Annotated in this window: 18 protein-coding genes; 9 read left to right on the top strand and 9 right to left on the bottom strand. The window is 30.6% G+C overall.

All coding sequences use genetic code 11. The annotated features are described in order from the left end of the window. Window position 1 precedes the first annotated feature (1 nt). Window positions 2–592 carry a HupE/UreJ family protein gene (locus BXY80_RS05450; RefSeq protein ID WP_120200183.1) on the bottom strand — a complete coding sequence of 197 codons (591 nt, stop codon included), beginning with the start codon at window positions 590–592 and terminating at the stop codon, window positions 2–4. A gap of 125 nt (window positions 593–717) precedes the next feature. On the opposite strand from BXY80_RS05450, the gene BXY80_RS05445 reads away from it, so the two are divergent. Both BXY80_RS05445 and BXY80_RS05440 read left to right on the top strand, forming a co-directional pair. After that, complete coding sequence (locus BXY80_RS05445; protein ID WP_120200182.1) at window positions 718–1980, top strand: Y-family DNA polymerase; 1263 nt, start codon at window positions 718–720, stop codon at window positions 1978–1980. Continuing rightward, window positions 1971–2420, top strand: coding sequence for a LexA family protein (locus BXY80_RS05440; protein WP_120200181.1), 450 nt, complete (start codon window positions 1971–1973; stop codon window positions 2418–2420). The genes BXY80_RS05445 and BXY80_RS05440 overlap by 10 nt, the downstream gene beginning before the upstream one ends. Here BXY80_RS05440 and BXY80_RS05435 read toward each other — a convergent pair. The 4 genes from BXY80_RS05435 to gdhA form a co-directional block, all read right to left on the bottom strand. Beyond that, entirely contained in the window at window positions 2415–4823 is a 2409-nt protein-coding gene (locus BXY80_RS05435; protein WP_120200180.1) for a TonB-dependent receptor, read from the bottom strand. The two genes, BXY80_RS05440 and BXY80_RS05435, sit on opposite strands and share 6 nt — an antisense overlap. A 5-nt stretch (window positions 4824–4828) precedes the next feature. Beyond that, a complete protein-coding gene (gene recO, locus BXY80_RS05430; RefSeq protein ID WP_120200179.1) occupies window positions 4829–5548 on the bottom strand; it encodes a DNA repair protein RecO in 720 nt (239 codons plus the stop codon). An 18-nt stretch (window positions 5549–5566) separates the two neighbouring features. Then, window positions 5567–7936: a type IX secretion system anionic LPS delivery protein PorZ gene (porZ, locus tag BXY80_RS05425; RefSeq protein WP_120200178.1), complete on the bottom strand. Its 2370-nt coding sequence runs from the start codon at window positions 7934–7936 to the stop codon at window positions 5567–5569. A 131-nt stretch (window positions 7937–8067) separates the two neighbouring features. Continuing rightward, complete coding sequence (gdhA, locus tag BXY80_RS05420; protein WP_120200177.1) at window positions 8068–9411, bottom strand: NADP-specific glutamate dehydrogenase; 1344 nt, start codon at window positions 9409–9411, stop codon at window positions 8068–8070. Window positions 9412–9637: 226 nt separating this feature from the next. Here gdhA and BXY80_RS05415 point away from each other — a divergent pair, with 226 nt between their 5' ends. Further along, window positions 9638–10453 carry a THC0290_0291 family protein gene (locus BXY80_RS05415; RefSeq protein WP_120200176.1) on the top strand — a complete coding sequence of 272 codons (816 nt, stop codon included), beginning with the start codon at window positions 9638–9640 and terminating at the stop codon, window positions 10451–10453. Between the two features lie 51 nt (window positions 10454–10504). Here BXY80_RS05415 and BXY80_RS05410 read toward each other — a convergent pair whose 3' ends face one another. Further along, complete coding sequence (locus BXY80_RS05410; RefSeq protein WP_120200175.1) at window positions 10505–11641, bottom strand: cystathionine gamma-synthase; 1137 nt, start codon at window positions 11639–11641, stop codon at window positions 10505–10507. A gap of 80 nt (window positions 11642–11721) precedes the next feature. Between BXY80_RS05410 and BXY80_RS05405 the strand changes: the two genes are divergently transcribed. Continuing rightward, window positions 11722–12432 (top strand): DUF3298 and DUF4163 domain-containing protein, encoded by a 711-nt coding sequence (locus tag BXY80_RS05405; protein ID WP_162843269.1) that lies wholly within the window; start codon window positions 11722–11724, stop codon window positions 12430–12432. Here BXY80_RS05405 and BXY80_RS05400 read toward each other — a convergent pair. After that, the gene (locus BXY80_RS05400; protein ID WP_120200173.1) at window positions 12429–13676 is read right to left on the bottom strand and encodes a cation:proton antiporter; all 1248 of its coding nucleotides are present in this window, start codon (window positions 13674–13676) and stop codon (window positions 12429–12431) included. The genes BXY80_RS05405 and BXY80_RS05400 overlap by 4 nt on opposite strands. A gap of 130 nt (window positions 13677–13806) precedes the next feature. Here BXY80_RS05400 and BXY80_RS05395 point away from each other — a divergent pair, with 130 nt between their 5' ends. From BXY80_RS05395 to nadD, 5 genes are all read left to right on the top strand, one after another. Further along, entirely contained in the window at window positions 13807–14160 is a 354-nt protein-coding gene (locus tag BXY80_RS05395; RefSeq protein WP_120200172.1) for an arsenate reductase family protein, read from the top strand. After that, window positions 14153–15040, top strand: coding sequence for a DMT family transporter (locus BXY80_RS05390; protein ID WP_120200171.1), 888 nt, complete (start codon window positions 14153–14155; stop codon window positions 15038–15040). The genes BXY80_RS05395 and BXY80_RS05390 overlap by 8 nt, the downstream gene beginning before the upstream one ends. 109 nt (window positions 15041–15149) lie before the next feature. After that, the gene (locus tag BXY80_RS05385) at window positions 15150–16007 is read left to right on the top strand and encodes a YicC/YloC family endoribonuclease (protein ID WP_120200170.1); all 858 of its coding nucleotides are present in this window, start codon (window positions 15150–15152) and stop codon (window positions 16005–16007) included. Then, window positions 16008–16601: a guanylate kinase gene (gene gmk, locus BXY80_RS05380; RefSeq protein WP_120200169.1), complete on the top strand. Its 594-nt coding sequence runs from the start codon at window positions 16008–16010 to the stop codon at window positions 16599–16601. Further along, a complete protein-coding gene (gene nadD / locus BXY80_RS05375; RefSeq protein ID WP_120200168.1) occupies window positions 16586–17170 on the top strand; it encodes a nicotinate (nicotinamide) nucleotide adenylyltransferase in 585 nt (194 codons plus the stop codon). The genes gmk and nadD overlap by 16 nt, the downstream gene beginning before the upstream one ends. A gap of 14 nt (window positions 17171–17184) precedes the next feature. Here nadD and BXY80_RS05370 read toward each other — a convergent pair whose 3' ends face one another. Together BXY80_RS05370 and BXY80_RS05365 are read right to left on the bottom strand one after the other, a co-directional pair. Next, window positions 17185–17544, bottom strand: coding sequence for a YraN family protein (locus BXY80_RS05370; RefSeq protein WP_120200167.1), 360 nt, complete (start codon window positions 17542–17544; stop codon window positions 17185–17187). 35 nt (window positions 17545–17579) lie between these two features. Then, on the bottom strand, window positions 17580–17891 hold the full coding sequence (locus tag BXY80_RS05365; protein ID WP_120200166.1) for a GIY-YIG nuclease family protein: 312 nt from the start codon (window positions 17889–17891) through the stop codon (window positions 17580–17582). Window positions 17892–17928 lie beyond the last annotated feature (37 nt).

Below are 17928 nucleotides of genomic sequence, written 5' to 3'. Positions count from 1 at the left end.
TTTAAGAGAACAGGTTGCTATTAATTAGCATTGGTAAAATAAAACCAATAACAATTGCCGACAGTACCATAACCCAATCTCGTTTAGAAAACCTAAAAATAGTTTGGCAAATAAAGCTTAGAAATAAAACTATAAAAGCAATAATTAATTGCCCTATTTCTAAACCTAACGACATTTCTAAAAGTGCTATTAATTTATTTTCTGAATTAGAAATAAGAGATTCAAAAGTATTTACAAAACCAAGACCATGTAATAACCCTAGAAATAAGCTTACAAAAAAGAGGATGCCTATTGTATTTTGCTGAGATTTTTTTCCTGCAGTAAACACATTAAATAATGCTATAATTAAAATGGCTATTGGGATTAAAAACGCAATCCATTTTCTATTAATGCTTATTACATCGTATGTTGCTAATGCCAATGCTAAGGTATGTCCTAAAGTAAAAACGGTAACTAATAATAATACGCGTTTCCAATCTTTAAATACATAAGGAATTGCAATTACAACTAAAAATAAAATATGGTCGTAAGCATTTATATTGAGCACGTGATACATGCCATCTTGTAGGTTTGACAAGAAATTATCTAACATAATTATTAATGTGTTTGGGTTGTTTCAAAGTTACAATTTATAACCTATGAACAAAATAAAATTTTAACACACCACATTTATAGAAAACTATATTTATTTCTCAATTTTAAGCTAACTTTATACACATGTTTGCACTTGTAGATTGTAATAATTTTTATGCCTCTTGCGAACGCGTTTTTCAACCACAATTAAATAGAAAACCCATTGCTATTTTATCTAATAACGATGGTTGTGTTATTTCGCGTAGTGATGAAGCCAAAGCTTTGGGTTTACCAATGGGAGCTCCTGCGTTTAAATACGAATCGTTTTTTAAAGAAAATAACATTCGTGTTTTCTCATCAAACTATCCGTTATACGGTGATTTAAGTAGTCGTGTTATGTCTATTTTAGAGCAGTTTACTCCAGATGTAGAGGTATACAGTATTGATGAAGCTTTTTTAGAATTTAAAGGGTTTGAAAACTATAATCTAAACAATTATGGTAATGAGATAAGACAACGTGTTTTAAAATGGACAGGAATTCCAACCTGTGTTGGTATTGCTCCAACCAAAGCTTTATCTAAAGTAGCTAATAAAATAGCAAGGAAGTTTCCAAAAGAAACAAAAGGTGTTTATGTTATAGATTCTGAAGGCAAACGACTAAAAGCTTTAAAATGGACAAAAATTGAATCTGTTTGGGGCATTGGACGCGGTTTACAAAAACGTTTAAAAATAAAGCAATGCAAAACAGCTTATGATTTTACACAGTTATCAGATGAATGGGTTCGTAAAAATTTATCAATTACAGAATGGCGTCTAAAAAAAGACTTAGAAGGCATTTCTACTTTAGCCCTAGATTACAGAGAGCCTAAACGCTCTATTGCTACAACTCGAAGCTTTGAGTATACCTATTCAGATTTAAACAATATAAAAGAGCGTGTATCTACTTTTGCAACTAGTTGTGCCGAAAAACTGCGTAAACAAAAATCTAGCTGTCATGTTATTATTGTTTTACTAAGTAGTAATAGACACAAAAAGAATTCTCCGCAACATAGAACAAGTCGTGTTGTAAGCTTGCCTTATCCTACAAATTCATCTTTAATTATAAGTGATTGTGCTGTAAAAGCTGTATCTTCAATTTTTAAATCAGGTGTCAAATACAAACGTGCTGGTGTTATTGTTTCTGGTTTGGTAGATACAGATAATCATCAACTCGATTTATTTCAGCATGAAAATCCAAAACATAAATCTTTAATGCAAACTATTGATGTATTAAATGAAAAATATGAAGCTTATAAAATAAAATTAGGTAATCAAGATTTAAAACGCACCTGGAAAATGCGTCAAGAACGATTATCACCCAGATATACAACAAATATTAACGAAATACTTACTGTAAAATGTCACTAAAATTTTTAACTCCAAAAAACACCTTAGAGTTTTATACTCCAGATGAAACACAATCTTTAGAAATTACATTAGCACAAACAGGTATTTCGGCGGGTTTTCCTTCTCCTGCAGACGATTTTAAAGAGTTTAAAATTAGCTTAGATAGAACACTCGTAAAAAACAAAGAAGCTACATTTTATGCAAAAGTTAGTGGGCAATCGATGATTGGTGCTGGCTTAGATGATGGTGATTTACTAGTTGTAGATAAAAGCTTAAATCCAGAAAACAATAAAATTGCTGTCTGTTTTATTGATGGTGAGTTTACAGTAAAGCGATTAAAAGTAACTACAGAAGGCATTTATCTTCAGCCAGAAAATCCAGCTTATGATCCTATATTAGTAACCGATGAAAATAATTTTCACGTATGGGGAATTGTCACTCATGTTATTAAAAGACTATAAGCTATACTTTAAAGACAGTATTAAATTTCTTCCAGCTGCAGCTATTCCTGAAGAATATGTTTTATAACGCTGATCTGTTATATTCTCTAAACTAGCAATACATGTTGCTGCTTTAGAGATTTTGTATTGTGCTCTCAAATTTAAAGTATACCAAGAAGGCGAATACGGATTTCCATTTTTATCTTGAGCAAACAAGTAACTTGCTACAGATGGTGAAAGTTGATTAAAAGATAACTCATTATTATACTCTGCAAAAGCATCAATTAAAAATTTTTCATTTTGCCAAGCTAAATGTGTGTTGCCAAAATTTGGTGCTATATGTCTCACAGGAACTTCAATACCATTATCTTCTTCTGTTCCGCCAATAATATTATATTGAGAAGTTAATTTAATTTGATTTGTTAGCTTTAATTCAACACCAAGTTCAAAACCATAAATCCAAGATTTTGATGCATTTTGGATTGCTTGAATATTACTTAACTCTCCATCATACATGATTTCTGTTTCTCCATTTAGAGTAAAGTCTCTTCTTACCAAAGCATTGTCTAAAAAGGTATAATATGTTGCCATATCAACAATAAAAGTGTCATCAAAATTTAGTTTTAATCCTAGCTCACCTCCATAAGCATACTCAGGTTTTAGATCTTTATTTGGTACAACAACTGATCCGGGTTCAGAATCAAATACTTTTCCTATATCATCTATATTTGGAGCTCTAAATGCAGTAGAGGCGTTTAATTTCCATTGCATCGTTTTATTAGGAATCCAACTTATTCCTGCGGTTCCTGTTAAAGCACCCGCATCGACCGTTGTAGTATTAAACGGAAGGTTTAAAAATTGATTGTTCTCAGTAAAATCGGCATGAGCTACAATATGATTATAACGTAAGCCAGACTGAAATATAAACTTTGAATTGGGTTTAAATTTTATGCTTGAGTAAGCAGCCATAGATTGCCAGTCTGACCCATTAGGATACCTTGATACTGCTTGAGTTGTTGTATTTGTTGTGATATTTGTTTCAAAACCCTCAGAATTTACTTTGTTATATACGTACTCGACGCCATAAAAAAGTTCTGTTTTGGGTGTTAATTGTTTTTCGAAATCTACATTTAATGACAATGCATCAACAGCTTCTTCTCGAACATTTCTTATTGGTGACTGAAAATCTCTATCCATTCTACTTTCTTGAAAATTTTGATATGCAACTGTGGCTTGAATTTTATCATAGACATTAGAACTGCTGCTTAATTTAGTAACTTGAAAATTACCCATAACCCAACGTTGTGGTCCATAATTCCATTCTGCAGAACGTAGCATATCATTACGGTATCTTATCAATCTATCGTACCTAGCATAATCTGATGTTGTAGAGTAGTATAACCCTAAGTCAAAGCTTAAATTATCTTTTGGTTCGAATCTTATTTTTTGTATTAGGTTGATTTGATTATAACCTGTTGGTTGCTGCACTAAAGGGTTATTATTTGGCGCAGTCGTATCTATTCCGTTTATAGTTTGCACATATTCTAACCTCAAATAATCATCTGGGCCATGACTTCCCATTCTTAAATCATCGAAATCTGTATAACTAAGGCTACTCAAAAAAGCCCATTTTTTAAACCCAAAATTAAAATCAATATGACCTGCTTTTTCTTTGTTTGCCGTTGCATATCTGGTAATAACATTGGCATTAAAATATAAAGAGTCTTTATACGATAATTGTGGTTTTTGTGTATAAAAACTCATAACACCGCCAATAGCATCACTCCCATATACTACAGATCCGGCTCCTAAAGTAATTTCGGTGTTTTTAATTGCAAAAGGGTCGATAGATATTACATTTTGCAAATTTCCGCCTCTAAATATAGCATTATTCATACGTACGCCATCAACTGCTATTAAAAGTCTGTTAGTAGAAAAACCTCTAATCATTGGGCTTCCTCCACCTAATTGGCTTTTTTGTATGTATACGTTTCCTGTACTTTCAAGTAAATCTGCACTTGTTTGTGGGTTAGAAAACTGGATGTCTTTAGAGCTAATATTTACTATTCTTTGCGGAATGTCTCGTTTACTTTGCTTGAACTTTGAAGCAGAAACAACGACTTGGTCTAAATCTTCTACCTTAAAATCTAGATACACCACATACTCTTTATTGGCTATTTTAGATTTTTTAAATGATTTACGATTGTATAAGCTATGTTGAAAATGTAGGGTTTCATTATCAGAAAATAAATCTAATGAAGCTTTGCCATCTAAATTGGTAATTATTGTTTTATCTTTTTTAACATTATATATTGTAACTCCAGGAATTGGTACTTGTGTATTTTGCTCTAAAACTTTAATTTGTTGAGAAAACAATGTGGTACTAAACAAAAAGCATAGACCTATTACAAGATTAAACTTCATAGAAACTAATTAAAAACTTGATTTAAAATTTGTAATGATTTTGGTTTTTTAAAATCCCCCAAATGTAATTCAAAATACAGTAATATCATGCTTAAAAATGATTGCCTTTGTTTTGAACTTAATTTAATAGTATGTAGTCTATCAAATTTCATGCCTAACAACTGTTTAAGGGTAGCTAAATTATTGCCAGAAATAGAATAAACCCCTTCTTTTTTTGGTTCAAATAACCCATTACTTATATTAAAATAAGGTTTGTTTTTTTCTAAAGTATTAGGGTAAAACCCAAGGTGTTTTGTTAGGTTTAGCAAAAACAGCAAATGAAAATTCGAAAATTCATCTTGATAATCAAACCATTGCAATGTGGTTTTAAGGTAGTTGTACAATTGTTCGTTTTGTTCTTCTTCTTTTAATGTATTTGAAAGCACTTCAGCCAAAAACATAATTATAGCACTTTTAAAAACACTTGTATATGCGCTTTTGTACACATATGCCAACCTAGATTCTTTAATAGTTTGAAGTGAATGGTTTGCCTTGCGGTTTTCCTCTATATGGAGTTGCGACAATAACTGAAAGTGAGCTATTTTGGAGTTCCTTTTTTTACTTTTTAAAACACCTCTTAACAAATAACTAACTACACCTTTTTTTTCGGTATAACATTTTACTATTAAATCGTTATCACGATATTTTATTTTTGAAAGAACAATTGCATTGGTTTTTATTAACATTATTTTTATGCAAAAAAATTACCTTACTATAAGTAGTTTTAGCACCTTAGTTTCAAATGAATCTAGGTCTGATATTAATACTAAATAGACTCCAGAAGCTACAATGTTATTTCCTAGGTTTTTCCCATTCCAAATAGCTGTTCCACCATCAATGGCAAAATTATAATTAGCTTTTGATGATCTTAAATTCACTCTAGATTGTGCTTCTGTAACAAGATTGCCTTCAATATCAGTAATTTTAATATTTACGTTTTCTGTTAAGCCTTTAATTTTAATTCCGTTATTAATATTATTTAAATCATTAGAGCCTAAAATATTATATTCTGGTCTTACAGGGTTAGGGTAAACGTATGCATTTTCTAATTCTTCTTCAGGCTTTGTTCCGCCAGAAGAAAATGAAACTAAACCTCTGCTTGTTGATATATATACGCGACCATTACCAGGATCAATAGAAATATCTGTTATACTATTTGAAGGTAAAGGTGAGTTTGATGTTGTAAAATGATAAATTGTTTCTTGTCCATCTGGTGAAAAGTAAAATATTCCTGAATCTAAAGTTCCTACCCATTTATTATTTGATCCATCAACTTTTATATCTGTTATAAATTGATTTGACAATAACTCTGTAGGAATACCGTCATCTAAAATCACTATTGTGCTTGCAGTTGGGTCTGGGTCATCAAAAAAGTTAGACGTATTATACAACACTCTTAAGCCTTTAAATGTACCAATCCATAACTGATTTCTATCGTCTATAGCAACAGACTTAACTACACTAGATGGCATATTTTGTTCTTCTGAGAATAGTTTTTTTATTTCTCCTGTACTACTATAACCTATAACGCCATTTGAATAGGAAGCTATCCATTTATTTCCATTAGCATCGAGTGCTAAATCACCAAATCCTAATTCATCAAACTCATTAGGAATAATCTCTTCAAAGCTAAATGCTTGCCATTGCCCAGAATTGGGGTCATATGATTTTAATGGCTTTTTTACTTTACTGGTTAATGTCCACATAACTCCACTAGCATCAAACTGTGACGCACTTTGTCTTATCCCAATAAAATTAGGGAAATTAGGGTTAAACAGTGATTCTAAACCACTGTTATCTTGGTTATATAGTATTGTAGCTTCTCCATTGTTCATCTCCAATATCCCATCTTTAAATGAGCTTATAAATACTTGATTAGGGTTAAATGGATTAATTGCTATATCTACTAAGTTTCTTGCAGTTAATAAACTATCAAAAGGGATATTATTCCATTGCTCTTCACTTAAATAACTTAATCCTCTTTGTCTTAATGGAAATGAATTGAAAAACTCTGTATAATCGCCATATGTTACCCATAAATCATTAATTCCAGATTGTATTTTAAATGCAGTATTACTTGTTGGGCCGTCAGGTTTTATAGATATATATTCATTTGTGTTTGATATATGGGTTTGTAAAATGCCTAAACTTATTGTGCCAATATAAACCTGACTATCTACAATTGTAGCTGTAGTAAATTGAGTATCAAATTCGCTATTAACCGAAGCATTCTCAATCAGGTTAAAATTCTCATCATAAACAAAAACATCATTTTCTGTAGTGATTACTAGATTAGTATTCACCTTTCTAGTATCAATAGGTAAATCTGTGTAAACAAATAACTGGTTTAAATTATTATTTAAAACTTCAAAAAGTGCTTTATTGGATCTTACTGTATACACTTTATCTTCAACTCTTTGAATAGACACATAGTCTCCACCAACAGTTAATCCTTGCCACTGTTGATAATCTATTAAATCACCCATATCTAATAGTGCTTTTCTTACGCCTCCATTGTTACTACATGCTGCATATATTTCATTATTTAATATGGTTGTCTGATTTACTTTTATTTGAGTACCTCCATTGCCTATAAAATAAGTATCGCCAAACTCCAAGCGGTTTAAATCATAAGCAGAAATACCATAATCTGTAGAAATATAAACTAGTCCATTATATTCATTAAAATGATTTATTCCTTTAAGTCCTGGAGAAATTGATTCTTTCTCTAAAATATCTACTACAGATAAAATCTCTGAATTAGATTCAAAATATATTTCAATTAAGCCATTATCATAGCCAATCATTAATAATTGAAATTCTTCGCTATACTCTATGGTTTGTATTATTCTCCCAGACAATCCTTCTATTGTAGTTATTGTTTCTAATTCATTGGTTAATAAATCATAACTAAATATTGCATTTTCTGCTGCTGCGTAAACTTTATCATTTCCTTCTGTAACATCTTTTACATTAAAGTATGAAAAATAGCCTTCCCATAAATTCGAAAAATCTTGAGAAAAACTGCTAATTGAAATTAGTAGAAAAACAGCAAGTATTGTTTGTTTAAACATAGTAATTCTATTACGTGTCAAATATATTTATTACTAACGACTTTTTATCTATAATAATATAGATAAGAGTAAATAAAAAAAGCTTTCAGTAAGTTTACTGAAAGCTTTTTTGTTTTTTAGTTATTTAAAAGTTATACTACACCTTGTGCTAGCATAGCGTCTGCAACTTTTACAAATCCTGCAATATTTGCACCTTTAACGTAATCTACATAGCCATCTTTGTTAGTCCCATAAGTTACACAAGACTCATGAATGTCATCCATAATTCTATTTAATTTAGCATCTACTTCTTCTCTAGTCCAATTAAGACGTAATGAGTTTTGACTCATTTCTAATCCAGAAGTAGCAACACCTCCTGCATTTGATGCTTTACCTGGCGAAAACAATACTTTTGCGCTTTGAAAAGCTTCAATAGCCTCTGGAGTTGTTGGCATATTTGCACCTTCTGCTACTGCAATTACATTATTATTAATTAATGTGTTTGCTTCATCTGCATTCAATTCATTTTGAGTTGCACATGGTAAAGCAATATCACAATTTACAGACCAAGGTCTTTCACCTTTATGAAATGTAGCTGAAGAATATGTATCTACATACTCACTAATACGACCTCGTTTTACATTTTTAAGATTCATAATAAATGCTAATTTTTCAGCATCAATACCATCTTTATCATGAATAAAACCTGAAGAATCAGACATTGTTACAACTTTTCCTCCTAACTCAGTAGCTTTTTGACAAGCAAACTGAGCTACATTTCCAGAACCAGATACAACTACCGTTTTACCTTTAAAAGAATCTCCTTTTGTTGCTAACATATTTTTAGCAAAATAAACGGTCCCATAACCGGTTGCTTCTGGACGAATTAAAGAACCTCCATAAGTCATTCCTTTTCCTGTTAATACACCAACAAATTCATTTTGCAATCTTTTATATTGACCAAATAAATACCCTATTTCTCTTCCTCCTACACCAATATCTCCTGCTGGGACATCTGTATTAGCTCCTATATGACGAAATAACTCCGACATAAACGATTGACAAAAACGCATAACTTCATTATCACTCTTTCCTTTAGGGTTAAAGTCTGAACCTCCTTTTCCTCCTCCCATTGGTAATGTTGTAAGTGAGTTTTTGAAAACTTGCTCAAATCCTAAAAACTTAAGAATACTTAAATTAACTGATGGATGAAAACGTAATCCTCCTTTATAAGGTCCAATAGCTGAATTAAACTCTACTCTAAAGCCTCTATTAACCTGTGTATTACCATTATCATCAATCCAAGGTACTCTAAAAATAATTGTGCGTTCTGGCTCAACCATACGCTCTAATAACATTTTTCCTTGATACTTTGGGTTATCCTCAATAAATGGGATTACTGTTTCTGCAACCTCATGTACAGCTTGCATAAACTCAGGTTCGTTGCCATTTCTTTCTTTAACTAGATTTAAAAAAGCTTCAATTTTATTTTTCATTTATTAATGTATTAATAATCAATGTTAATTTTAAATTGCAAAGATACATTATCTTTAAAAACTCTGAATTATTTTTTTGCAATTCTCGAAATTTTAAATGAATGCTGATATTGTTATAAACTATAATTTAAATAAAACAAAATCTAACCTCTTGTGCTTTTATTTGGTAGTTGATGCAGTTTTTATATATTTGTTAATAACTATGCCCTCAATTAAATAGAACCATATGACGCTTAATTTTAAACGTTTAGCCTTTATCTTCCTTTTTATTATAGGTATGTCAAACGGGTTTTCTCAACTTGGGTTTTCTCACGAAATTGGAGTAATAGTTGGTCCTGTTGCATTTCAATCAGATTTTGGTGTTCGTAAAGATTTTGAAACAAATGCTGGAAATACTGGATTAGGTGTTGGTCTTGTTCACTATATAAACTTTGCTTACAGGGCAGATTGTAATTGTTACTCAACAGACACTTATTTTAATGATCATTTTAAATTAAGATCAGAAATTTCTTGGAACAAAACCAAACTAAACCATTTTGGTAAATGGGTTGATGCTTCTAGAACAAGCTCTGATGCAGATAAACTTAGAGCACATTCTGGCGAAGCTCAAAATTTTGATATTGGAATGCAAATAGAGTTTTTTCCTAAAAGCATTCGTTCGTTTCAGGCTTTTAGTTATTCTTTTGCCCCTTTTATAAGCCTTGGTGTGCACTACACATCATACAACCCAAAAGTAGCCACAACTTATGGTGATGGTAATATTAATAATATAAATAATTTTTATTCATTTTGGGGAGATGCTGCAGTACCAAATCCAAATGAGGACCCTTTTTTGTTTAACGAAAGCGGTACAACTTGGTCTACAGTTGCAAGCATAGGTACTCGTTATAAATTAACGCCTTTGTCTGATTTAATGTTAGATCTTAGGTGGCAATACTATTTTAATAATAAAGTTGATGGCTTAGACCATAATCTTAAATCAAATAAAGCTAACGATTGGCTTGTCTGGTTAAATTTTGGTTACATTTATTATTTAGATTAATTATTGAAATAATTAGCTAACATAATTGGTATCCGTTAATATAAAACCGCTTTAAATAGCTTGTTTTAAGTCTTCAATTAAATCACCTACATCCTCAATACCAACACTTAACCTAATTAAAGAATCTACAACGCCTGTTTTTTCGCGTTCTGCTTTTGGTATGCTTGCATGTGTCATACTTGCTGGATGACCGGCTAAAGACTCAACACCTCCTAAAGACTCTGCTAAAGTAAAAACCTTAAGGTTTTCAACTATGTTTATAGCTTCTTGGTAGTTGTTTCCTTTTGTAGTAAATGAAACCATACCTCCAAAATCATCCATTTGTTCTTTAGCAATCTTATGGTTTGGGTGATTTTTAAATCCTGGCCAATAGACCTTTTCAATTTTAGGGTGACTCGCTAAATATTCAGCTACTGCTTTACCATTTTCACAATGGCGCTGCATTCTAATATGTAACGTTTTTATACCTCTTAAAACTAAAAAACTGTCTTGTGGTCCACATACCGCTCCACTTGCATTTTGTATATAGTATAAGCGTTCTGCTAAACTTTTATCTTTTACAATTAAAGCTCCCATAACTACATCGCTATGTCCGCCAAGGTATTTTGTTGCAGAATGCATTACAATATCTGCTCCTAAATCTAAAGGACGTTGTAAATAAGGTGTTGCAAACGTATTATCTACAGCTAATAAAACATTATACTTCTTTGCAATTGATGATGTTGCTTTAATGTCTATAATATTCATCATTGGATTGGTTGGTGTTTCAACCCAAATTAACTTAGTGTTTTTAGTTATATAGCTTTCGATATTTGAAGCATTATTCATGCCTATAAAGTGGAATTTTATTCCAAACTTTTCAAATATTGAAGTAAACAAACGATACGTTCCACCATATAAATCATTAGTAGAAATAACTTCGTCTCCTGGTTGTAAAAGCTTTATAACAGCATCTATTGCTGCTAAACCTGAACCAAAAGCTAAACCATGACTTCCATTTTCTATACTAGCAAACGATTTTTCTAATGCATTACGTGTTGGATTATGGGTTCTAGAATACTCATAGCCTTTATGTCCTCCTGGAGTTGTTTGCGCGTAAGTTGATGTTTGATATATTGGAGGCATAACAGAACCATAAGCTGGATCATGCTCTTGTCCTCCATGAATTGTTTTTGTATTAAATTTCATATAACAAATTTAATCTTTAATTCGTTCTATTCAGATGGATATAATACCTTTATTGAATGTTTAATAAAAAGTTTCCGTTAATGAAAAAAATTATAATTCTTTTACTAATAATTTCAACTTCTATTTCGTGCAAGAAAGAAGTTACTTTAAATTTTAAGGAACAAAATATTTCATTAACAGAAAACGCTGTTATTGACATAAACTACCCAAAGGCCGAAGGCTCAAAAGATATAGCAAACCTTATTAATAAAAAGATTGAAAATTATATTGTAAATCAAACCAATATGACTGAAGATTCTTTAGTTGAGGTTTCAATTGATGATGCCATTAAAAAGTTTAATCAAGAGTATATAGATTTTAAAAATGAATTCCCAGACTCATCACAACAATGGGAAGCTATGATAGATGGTGAAGTGACTTATCAATCTCCAGAGCTAATATGTATTGCTATAAATTCATACTTAGATACAGGTGGAGCTCATGGCAATAGTTATATTAAGTTTTTAAATTTTGATGCCAATAATGGGGTGCAACTTCATAAAAAAGCTATTATTAAAGATGAAGAAGTGTTTTCAAACATTGTTTCTAATTTTTTAAAAGCTGAAATTGAAAATGAATCTATTGAAAATATCTTTTTTGAAGGAAACTTTAAGTTACCAGAATCTATAGGCTTTAATGACGAAGGCGTTATCATACTTTATAATGCTTACGAAATAGCATCATATACACAAGGTATTACTGAATTTACTATTCCATATGATGAAATAGAACAAGCTATAAAAAGGTATTAATCTGCATTTTTTGACAAACGCTTAATAATTGGCTCAACTGTTAGTCCTTGTCCAATTATTGAGAAAACCACAATCACATAAGTGACTACTAAAAATAACTCACGATGCATATCTTGAGTTAAACTCAGCGCGAGTGCAATTGAGATGCCACCTCGCAATCCTCCCCAAGTCATAATTAAATTGGTGTTTGGAACAAACTCTAATTTTTTAGCATAAAACTTTATTGGTAACCATAAGGATACATATCTACATAATAAAACTAAAGGCACAGCAATTACACCAGCCAATACATAATTAAGATCAAAAGTTAAGATTAGCATTTCCATACCGATCATTACAAACAAAATAGTATTAAGTAAGACATCTAGGAGTTCCCAAAACTTATCTACATAAGTTTCTGTAATTTCAGACATTGCTGTATTTCTAACAGTATCATTACCTACAATTAAACCAGCGGCAACCATAGCTAATGGAGCAGATAAATGCCATTGATGCGCTAATAATGTTCCGCCCATTACTGCTGCTATGGTTATAATAACTTCTACTTCATAATTATCTATAGATTTAAGCATTCTATAAGTAATCCAGCCTAGAACAAGACCTAGAGCAAGCCCTCCAACAACTTCTTGAGCAAATAATTTACCAATTTCAGAAAATTCTATTGAAGCATTTGGAGATGCAGCTATAGAAAAAATAGTTAAAAACACAACAACGCCAACACCATCATTGAACAACGATTCTCCAACAATTTTAGTTTCAAGTTTTTTAGGTGCATTTGCTTTTTTAAGTATTCCTAAAACTGCTATTGGGTCTGTAGGCGATATTAATGCGCCAAAAAGTAAACAGTATATAAAGTCTACATTTAAACCTAATAGAGGCAATAGATAATACATAATAATCCCTACTAAAACAGTAGAAGTTAAAACACCTAAAGTAGCAAAAACTAAAACGGGTCCTCGTTGTATTTTTAGTTGATTAAAATTGGTGTGTAGTGCTCCTGCAAAGAGCAAGAAACTTAACATAATATCTAATAAAACTGTTTTAAAATCTATTTGAGAAATAAGAGCTTTTTCTCTTAATAATAATGTATCATCAAACTGACCAATAACAAGAATTACAATTGTAAAAACAATAGTAATTAGCATTAAGCCTATTGTAATTGGAAGCTTTAAAAACTTAACATTTATATATCCAAAAAGTGCTGAAAACACAATAAGTATAGATGCAATAGCATAATAATCCATAATGATTTAGATAGCTTTAATTGTTTGAAACAAAGATCTTACTTTATTTTAATTAAAAGTATACATTTTATATTTAAATGAATTTACTTTGCATCATTAAACTCAACAGGGTTTTTAATATAAAAAAGCGATGAAAAAAATATACTATCTTAAAACATGTAGTACATGTATAAGAATTATAAAATCTCTTGAATTACCAAAAGATGTTAGTTTTCAAGATATTAAAACAGAAGAAATTACTGTAAAACAAATTGAAGCGTTACAGAAATTAGCAGGCAGTTATGAAGCTTTGTTTAGCAAAAGAGCCAAGCTTTATAAAGAGATGGGACTAAAAGATCAAAACTTAACCGAAAAAGATTATAAACACTACATTTTAGAGCATTACACATTTTTAAGTAGGCCAGTTATAGTGTATAACGATACTATTTTTATTGGTAATAGTGCAAAAACTGTTGAGGCAGCAAAACAATTTATACATGAATAGTCGCAAGTTTGCACTTATAGCATTATTTCTAGTTCAATTATTATATGGTTTAAATTACACTTTTGCTAAAATTGTAATAAACGAAAACTATGTAAAACCTTTCGCATTTGTTTTATTACGAGTTGGTGGAGCCATGGTTCTGTTTTGGCTTTTAGGAATCTTCTTTAAAAAGGAAAAAATTGATAAAAAAGATTATCTAACATTTTTACTAGCAGCAGTATTTGGTGTTGCCATAAATATGTTGCTGTTTTTAAAAGGGTTAGAATTAACTACGCCAATACATGCCTCAGTAATTGTAACAATAACACCAATATTAATATTAATTTTTTCTTCTTTCTTTTTAAAAGAAAAGATTACACGACTAAAAATACTAGGTGTGTTTTTAGGTTTTTCTGGAGGAATCTTACTAACCGTTTTAGGTAAGTCTATACGTGTTGGAGATAATGTGCCTTTAGGCAATCTGTTTATTTTTATAAATGCAATTTCTTATAGTATTTATATTATTATTATAAAAAAGCTAACAGCAAAATATCATCCATTTACATTTATTAAATGGCTGTTTTTGTTTGGTTTCTTTTTGGTGCTTCCATTTGCCTATACAGAAACTACGCAAATAGAATGGCAAACATTTACACCATATATTTGGTTTTCTGTTGCCTTTGTGGTTGTTGGAGCAACATTTGGAACTTATATGCTAAATCCTTTAGCATTGCGTTCTCTTAAAGCATCTACTGTTGGTGTGTTTATTTATTTACAACCCGTAATTGCAGGAGTTTTTGCTATTATTATGGGAATAGATGCTGTAAGTCCAATAAAAATTGCAGCGATGTGCCTTATCTTTTTAGGCGTGTATTTAGTGACTAAAAAACCAAAAGCGTAATAATTACTTTAAATTTATAAGTTTATTTAGAGCAGACTTATAAAGTGTTTTCAATGTATATAACATCATGATTTTGTTTACCTTTGGGCAACTTTTATAAATTGAGTCCATGATAAAGTCCATGACAGGTTACGGAAAATCTGTAATACAGCTTCCAACCAAAAAAATATCAATAGAATTAAAATCTTTAAACAGTAAGAATTTAGATTTAAATACACGTATGCCTTCTATTTATAGAGAAAAGGAATTGAGTATACGTAAACTTATTGCATCAAAATTAATTCGTGGTAAAATTGATTTTTCTTTATATATGGAAATCACTGGCGAAGAAACTTCAACTCAAATTAATAAAACAGTAGTCAATCAATATATTAAACAGTTAAAAGATGTTGTTAATGGAGATGAAACAGAACTTTTAAAAATGGCTATTCGTCTTCCAGATGCAGTAACTACTGAGCGTGAAGAAATTGATGAAAACGAATGGAGTGAAATTGCTAAAGAAATTGACTCAGCATTAGACAAAATTCAGACATATAGAATAGACGAAGGTAAAAGTTTAGAAAGCGAATTTTTAGATCGTGCACAAAACATTTCGGTGTTGTTAGATAAGGTTATAGAAATGGATCCAGAACGTATTGATGGTGTTAGAGAACGTTTACAAAAAGGGATAGCAGATATTAAAGAAAAAGTTGATGAAAACCGTTTTGAGCAAGAGCTAGTTTATTACATCGAAAAATTTGATATCACAGAAGAAAAAGTGAGATTAAAAAATCACTTAGAGTATTTTTCAACAGCTTTAAAATCTGATGATTCAAACGGAAAAAAACTCGGTTTTATAAGCCAAGAAATAGGTAGAGAAATTAATACTATTGGTTCAAAATCTAATTATGCTCCAATGCAAAAATTAGTTGTTCAAATGAAAGATGAACTAGAGAAAATTAAAGAACAACTTTTAAATGTTTTGTAGATGCAACAAGGAAAACTCTTAGTATTTTCTGCACCTTCTGGTTCAGGAAAAACAACAATTGTAAGACATTTATTAGAGCAAGAAGAGCTGAATTTAGAATTTTCTATCTCTGCAACATCTCGTAAAAAAAGAGGTGAAGAACAAGACGGAAAAGACTATTACTTTTTAGATGCAAAAACCTTTAAAAGCAAAATTAAAAACGATGAGTTTTTAGAATGGGAAGAAGTCTATAGAGATAACTTTTATGGTACTTTAAAAACAGAAGTCGAACGTATTTGGGCTTTAGGTAAAAATGTGATTTTCGATATTGATGTTTCTGGTGGCTTACGTATTAAACGAAAATATCCTGAACAGACTTTAGCTATTTTTGTAAAACCGCCAAGTATTGATGAGCTCAAAATAAGGTTAAAAAAGCGTAAAACAGAAAGCGAAGACAAGATTAATATGAGAGTAGCAAAAGCATCTGCAGAACTTGCAACAGCACCTCTTTTTGATGAGGTTGTTGTTAATGAAAGTCTAGATACTGCCTTAAAAGACGCATATAACTTAGTGTCAAATTTTTTAGAATCGTCTCAAGAATGCGAAGAAAAATAGGATTATATTTTGGAACCTTTAACCCTATTCACGTTGGTCATCTAACTATTGCCAACCATATGGCAGAGCATAGTGATTTAAACCAAATTTGGTTTGTAGTTACACCTCATAGTCCGTTTAAAAAGAAACGTTCTTTATTAGATAACCACCATCGCTATCAAATGGTAGATCGTGCAGTTGATGATTACCCAAAACTTAAGGTTAGTAATATTGAATTTAATTTACCTCAGCCAAATTATACTATTAATACGCTTACATACATTCAAGAAAAGTATCCAGATTATACGTTTGCACTAATAATGGGAGAAGACAATTTAAAAGGTTTTCATAAATGGAAAAATTATGAACTCATTTTAAAACATCATGATATTTATGTATACCCAAGAATTTCTAATGGTAAAGTAGAAACTCAATTTGATAACCATACTAAGATTCATAAAGTTGATGCACCAATTATGGAGTTATCTTCAACGTTTATTAGAAAGTCAATCAAAGAAGGAAAAAACATTAGACCAATGTTACCAGAACATGTTTGGGAGTATGTTGACGAAATGAATTTTTATAAGTAAGCTTATTAACTATATTAAAAATGATAAAACGCATTTTCTAAATGCTCAATATCAAATTGTTTTCCGTTTTTTATAATAGCGATAATATCAAAACGTACTTCTACATCTAAACTATTTTCAGTTACGTATTCATCAACCGCTTTAACCAAATTTTTAATTTGTTTTGGTTTTACAAAATCTTGAGGATTACCAAATTCTGAGCTTGATCGCGTTTTAACTTCAATAATTGCAAGAATGTCTTTCTGTTGTGCAATAATATCGACTTCGGCTTTATCAAACCTATAGTTACGTTCAATAATTTCATAATTGTTTTTCAATAGAAAATCAACTGCTAATTGCTCACCTTTTTTACCAAGTTCGTTATGTTGTGCCATAGAATGTATGTCATTCTGAGTGGAGCGAAGAATCTCTATATCGTTTCATTTAAAAAATTCCATTCTGGATTTAATGTAGATATCAAATCTTCTTTTTTAAACCTTTTCCACCCTTTTATTTGTTTCTCTCTAGCTATTGCTATTTCAATAGAATTAAAATGTTCAAAATAAATTAAATAATAACATCTATATTTTGATGTAAAAGCTTTAGGGTTTAAGCCAGCATTTTCATAATGAAACCTAATTCTATTCTTCAAATCATTAGTAACTCCTGTGTATAAAATAGTTTTGTTTTTATTAGTTAAGATATAAACATAATAGTTATGTGTACCTTTAGTTTTAGCCATTTTTAGAATTTATAGATTCTTCACTTCATTTCGACAA

This window comes from Ichthyenterobacterium magnum, from assembly GCF_003610635.1.
Taxonomy (GTDB): Bacteria; Bacteroidota; Bacteroidia; order Flavobacteriales; family Flavobacteriaceae; genus Ichthyenterobacterium; species Ichthyenterobacterium magnum.
This window is presented reverse-complemented; position numbering and strand designations above follow the sequence as displayed.

Coding starts and splice junctions, on each gene's coding strand:
- BXY80_RS05435 (WP_120200180.1), bottom strand. CDS start 4,823: ATGAAGTTTAATCTTGTAATAGGTCTATGCTTTTTGTTTAGTACCACA.
- BXY80_RS05415 (WP_120200176.1), top strand. CDS start 9,638: ATGACGCTTAATTTTAAACGTTTAGCCTTTATCTTCCTTTTTATTATA.
- gdhA (WP_120200177.1), bottom strand. CDS start 9,411: ATGAAAAATAAAATTGAAGCTTTTTTAAATCTAGTTAAAGAAAGAAAT.
- nadD (WP_120200168.1), top strand. CDS start 16,586: ATGCGAAGAAAAATAGGATTATATTTTGGAACCTTTAACCCTATTCAC.
- BXY80_RS05440 (WP_120200181.1), top strand. CDS start 1,971: ATGTCACTAAAATTTTTAACTCCAAAAAACACCTTAGAGTTTTATACT.
- porZ (WP_120200178.1), bottom strand. CDS start 7,936: ATGTTTAAACAAACAATACTTGCTGTTTTTCTACTAATTTCAATTAGC.
- gmk (WP_120200169.1), top strand. CDS start 16,008: ATGCAACAAGGAAAACTCTTAGTATTTTCTGCACCTTCTGGTTCAGGA.
- BXY80_RS05445 (WP_120200182.1), top strand. CDS start 718: ATGTTTGCACTTGTAGATTGTAATAATTTTTATGCCTCTTGCGAACGC.
- BXY80_RS05395 (WP_120200172.1), top strand. CDS start 13,807: ATGAAAAAAATATACTATCTTAAAACATGTAGTACATGTATAAGAATT.
- recO (WP_120200179.1), bottom strand. CDS start 5,548: ATGTTAATAAAAACCAATGCAATTGTTCTTTCAAAAATAAAATATCGT.
- BXY80_RS05370 (WP_120200167.1), bottom strand. CDS start 17,544: ATGGCACAACATAACGAACTTGGTAAAAAAGGTGAGCAATTAGCAGTT.
- BXY80_RS05450 (WP_120200183.1), bottom strand. CDS start 592: ATGTTAGATAATTTCTTGTCAAACCTACAAGATGGCATGTATCACGTG.
- BXY80_RS05405 (WP_162843269.1), top strand. CDS start 11,722: ATGAAAAAAATTATAATTCTTTTACTAATAATTTCAACTTCTATTTCG.
- BXY80_RS05365 (WP_120200166.1), bottom strand. CDS start 17,891: ATGGCTAAAACTAAAGGTACACATAACTATTATGTTTATATCTTAACT.
- BXY80_RS05410 (WP_120200175.1), bottom strand. CDS start 11,641: ATGAAATTTAATACAAAAACAATTCATGGAGGACAAGAGCATGATCCA.
- BXY80_RS05385 (WP_120200170.1), top strand. CDS start 15,150: ATGATAAAGTCCATGACAGGTTACGGAAAATCTGTAATACAGCTTCCA.
- BXY80_RS05400 (WP_120200173.1), bottom strand. CDS start 13,676: ATGGATTATTATGCTATTGCATCTATACTTATTGTGTTTTCAGCACTT.
- BXY80_RS05390 (WP_120200171.1), top strand. CDS start 14,153: ATGAATAGTCGCAAGTTTGCACTTATAGCATTATTTCTAGTTCAATTA.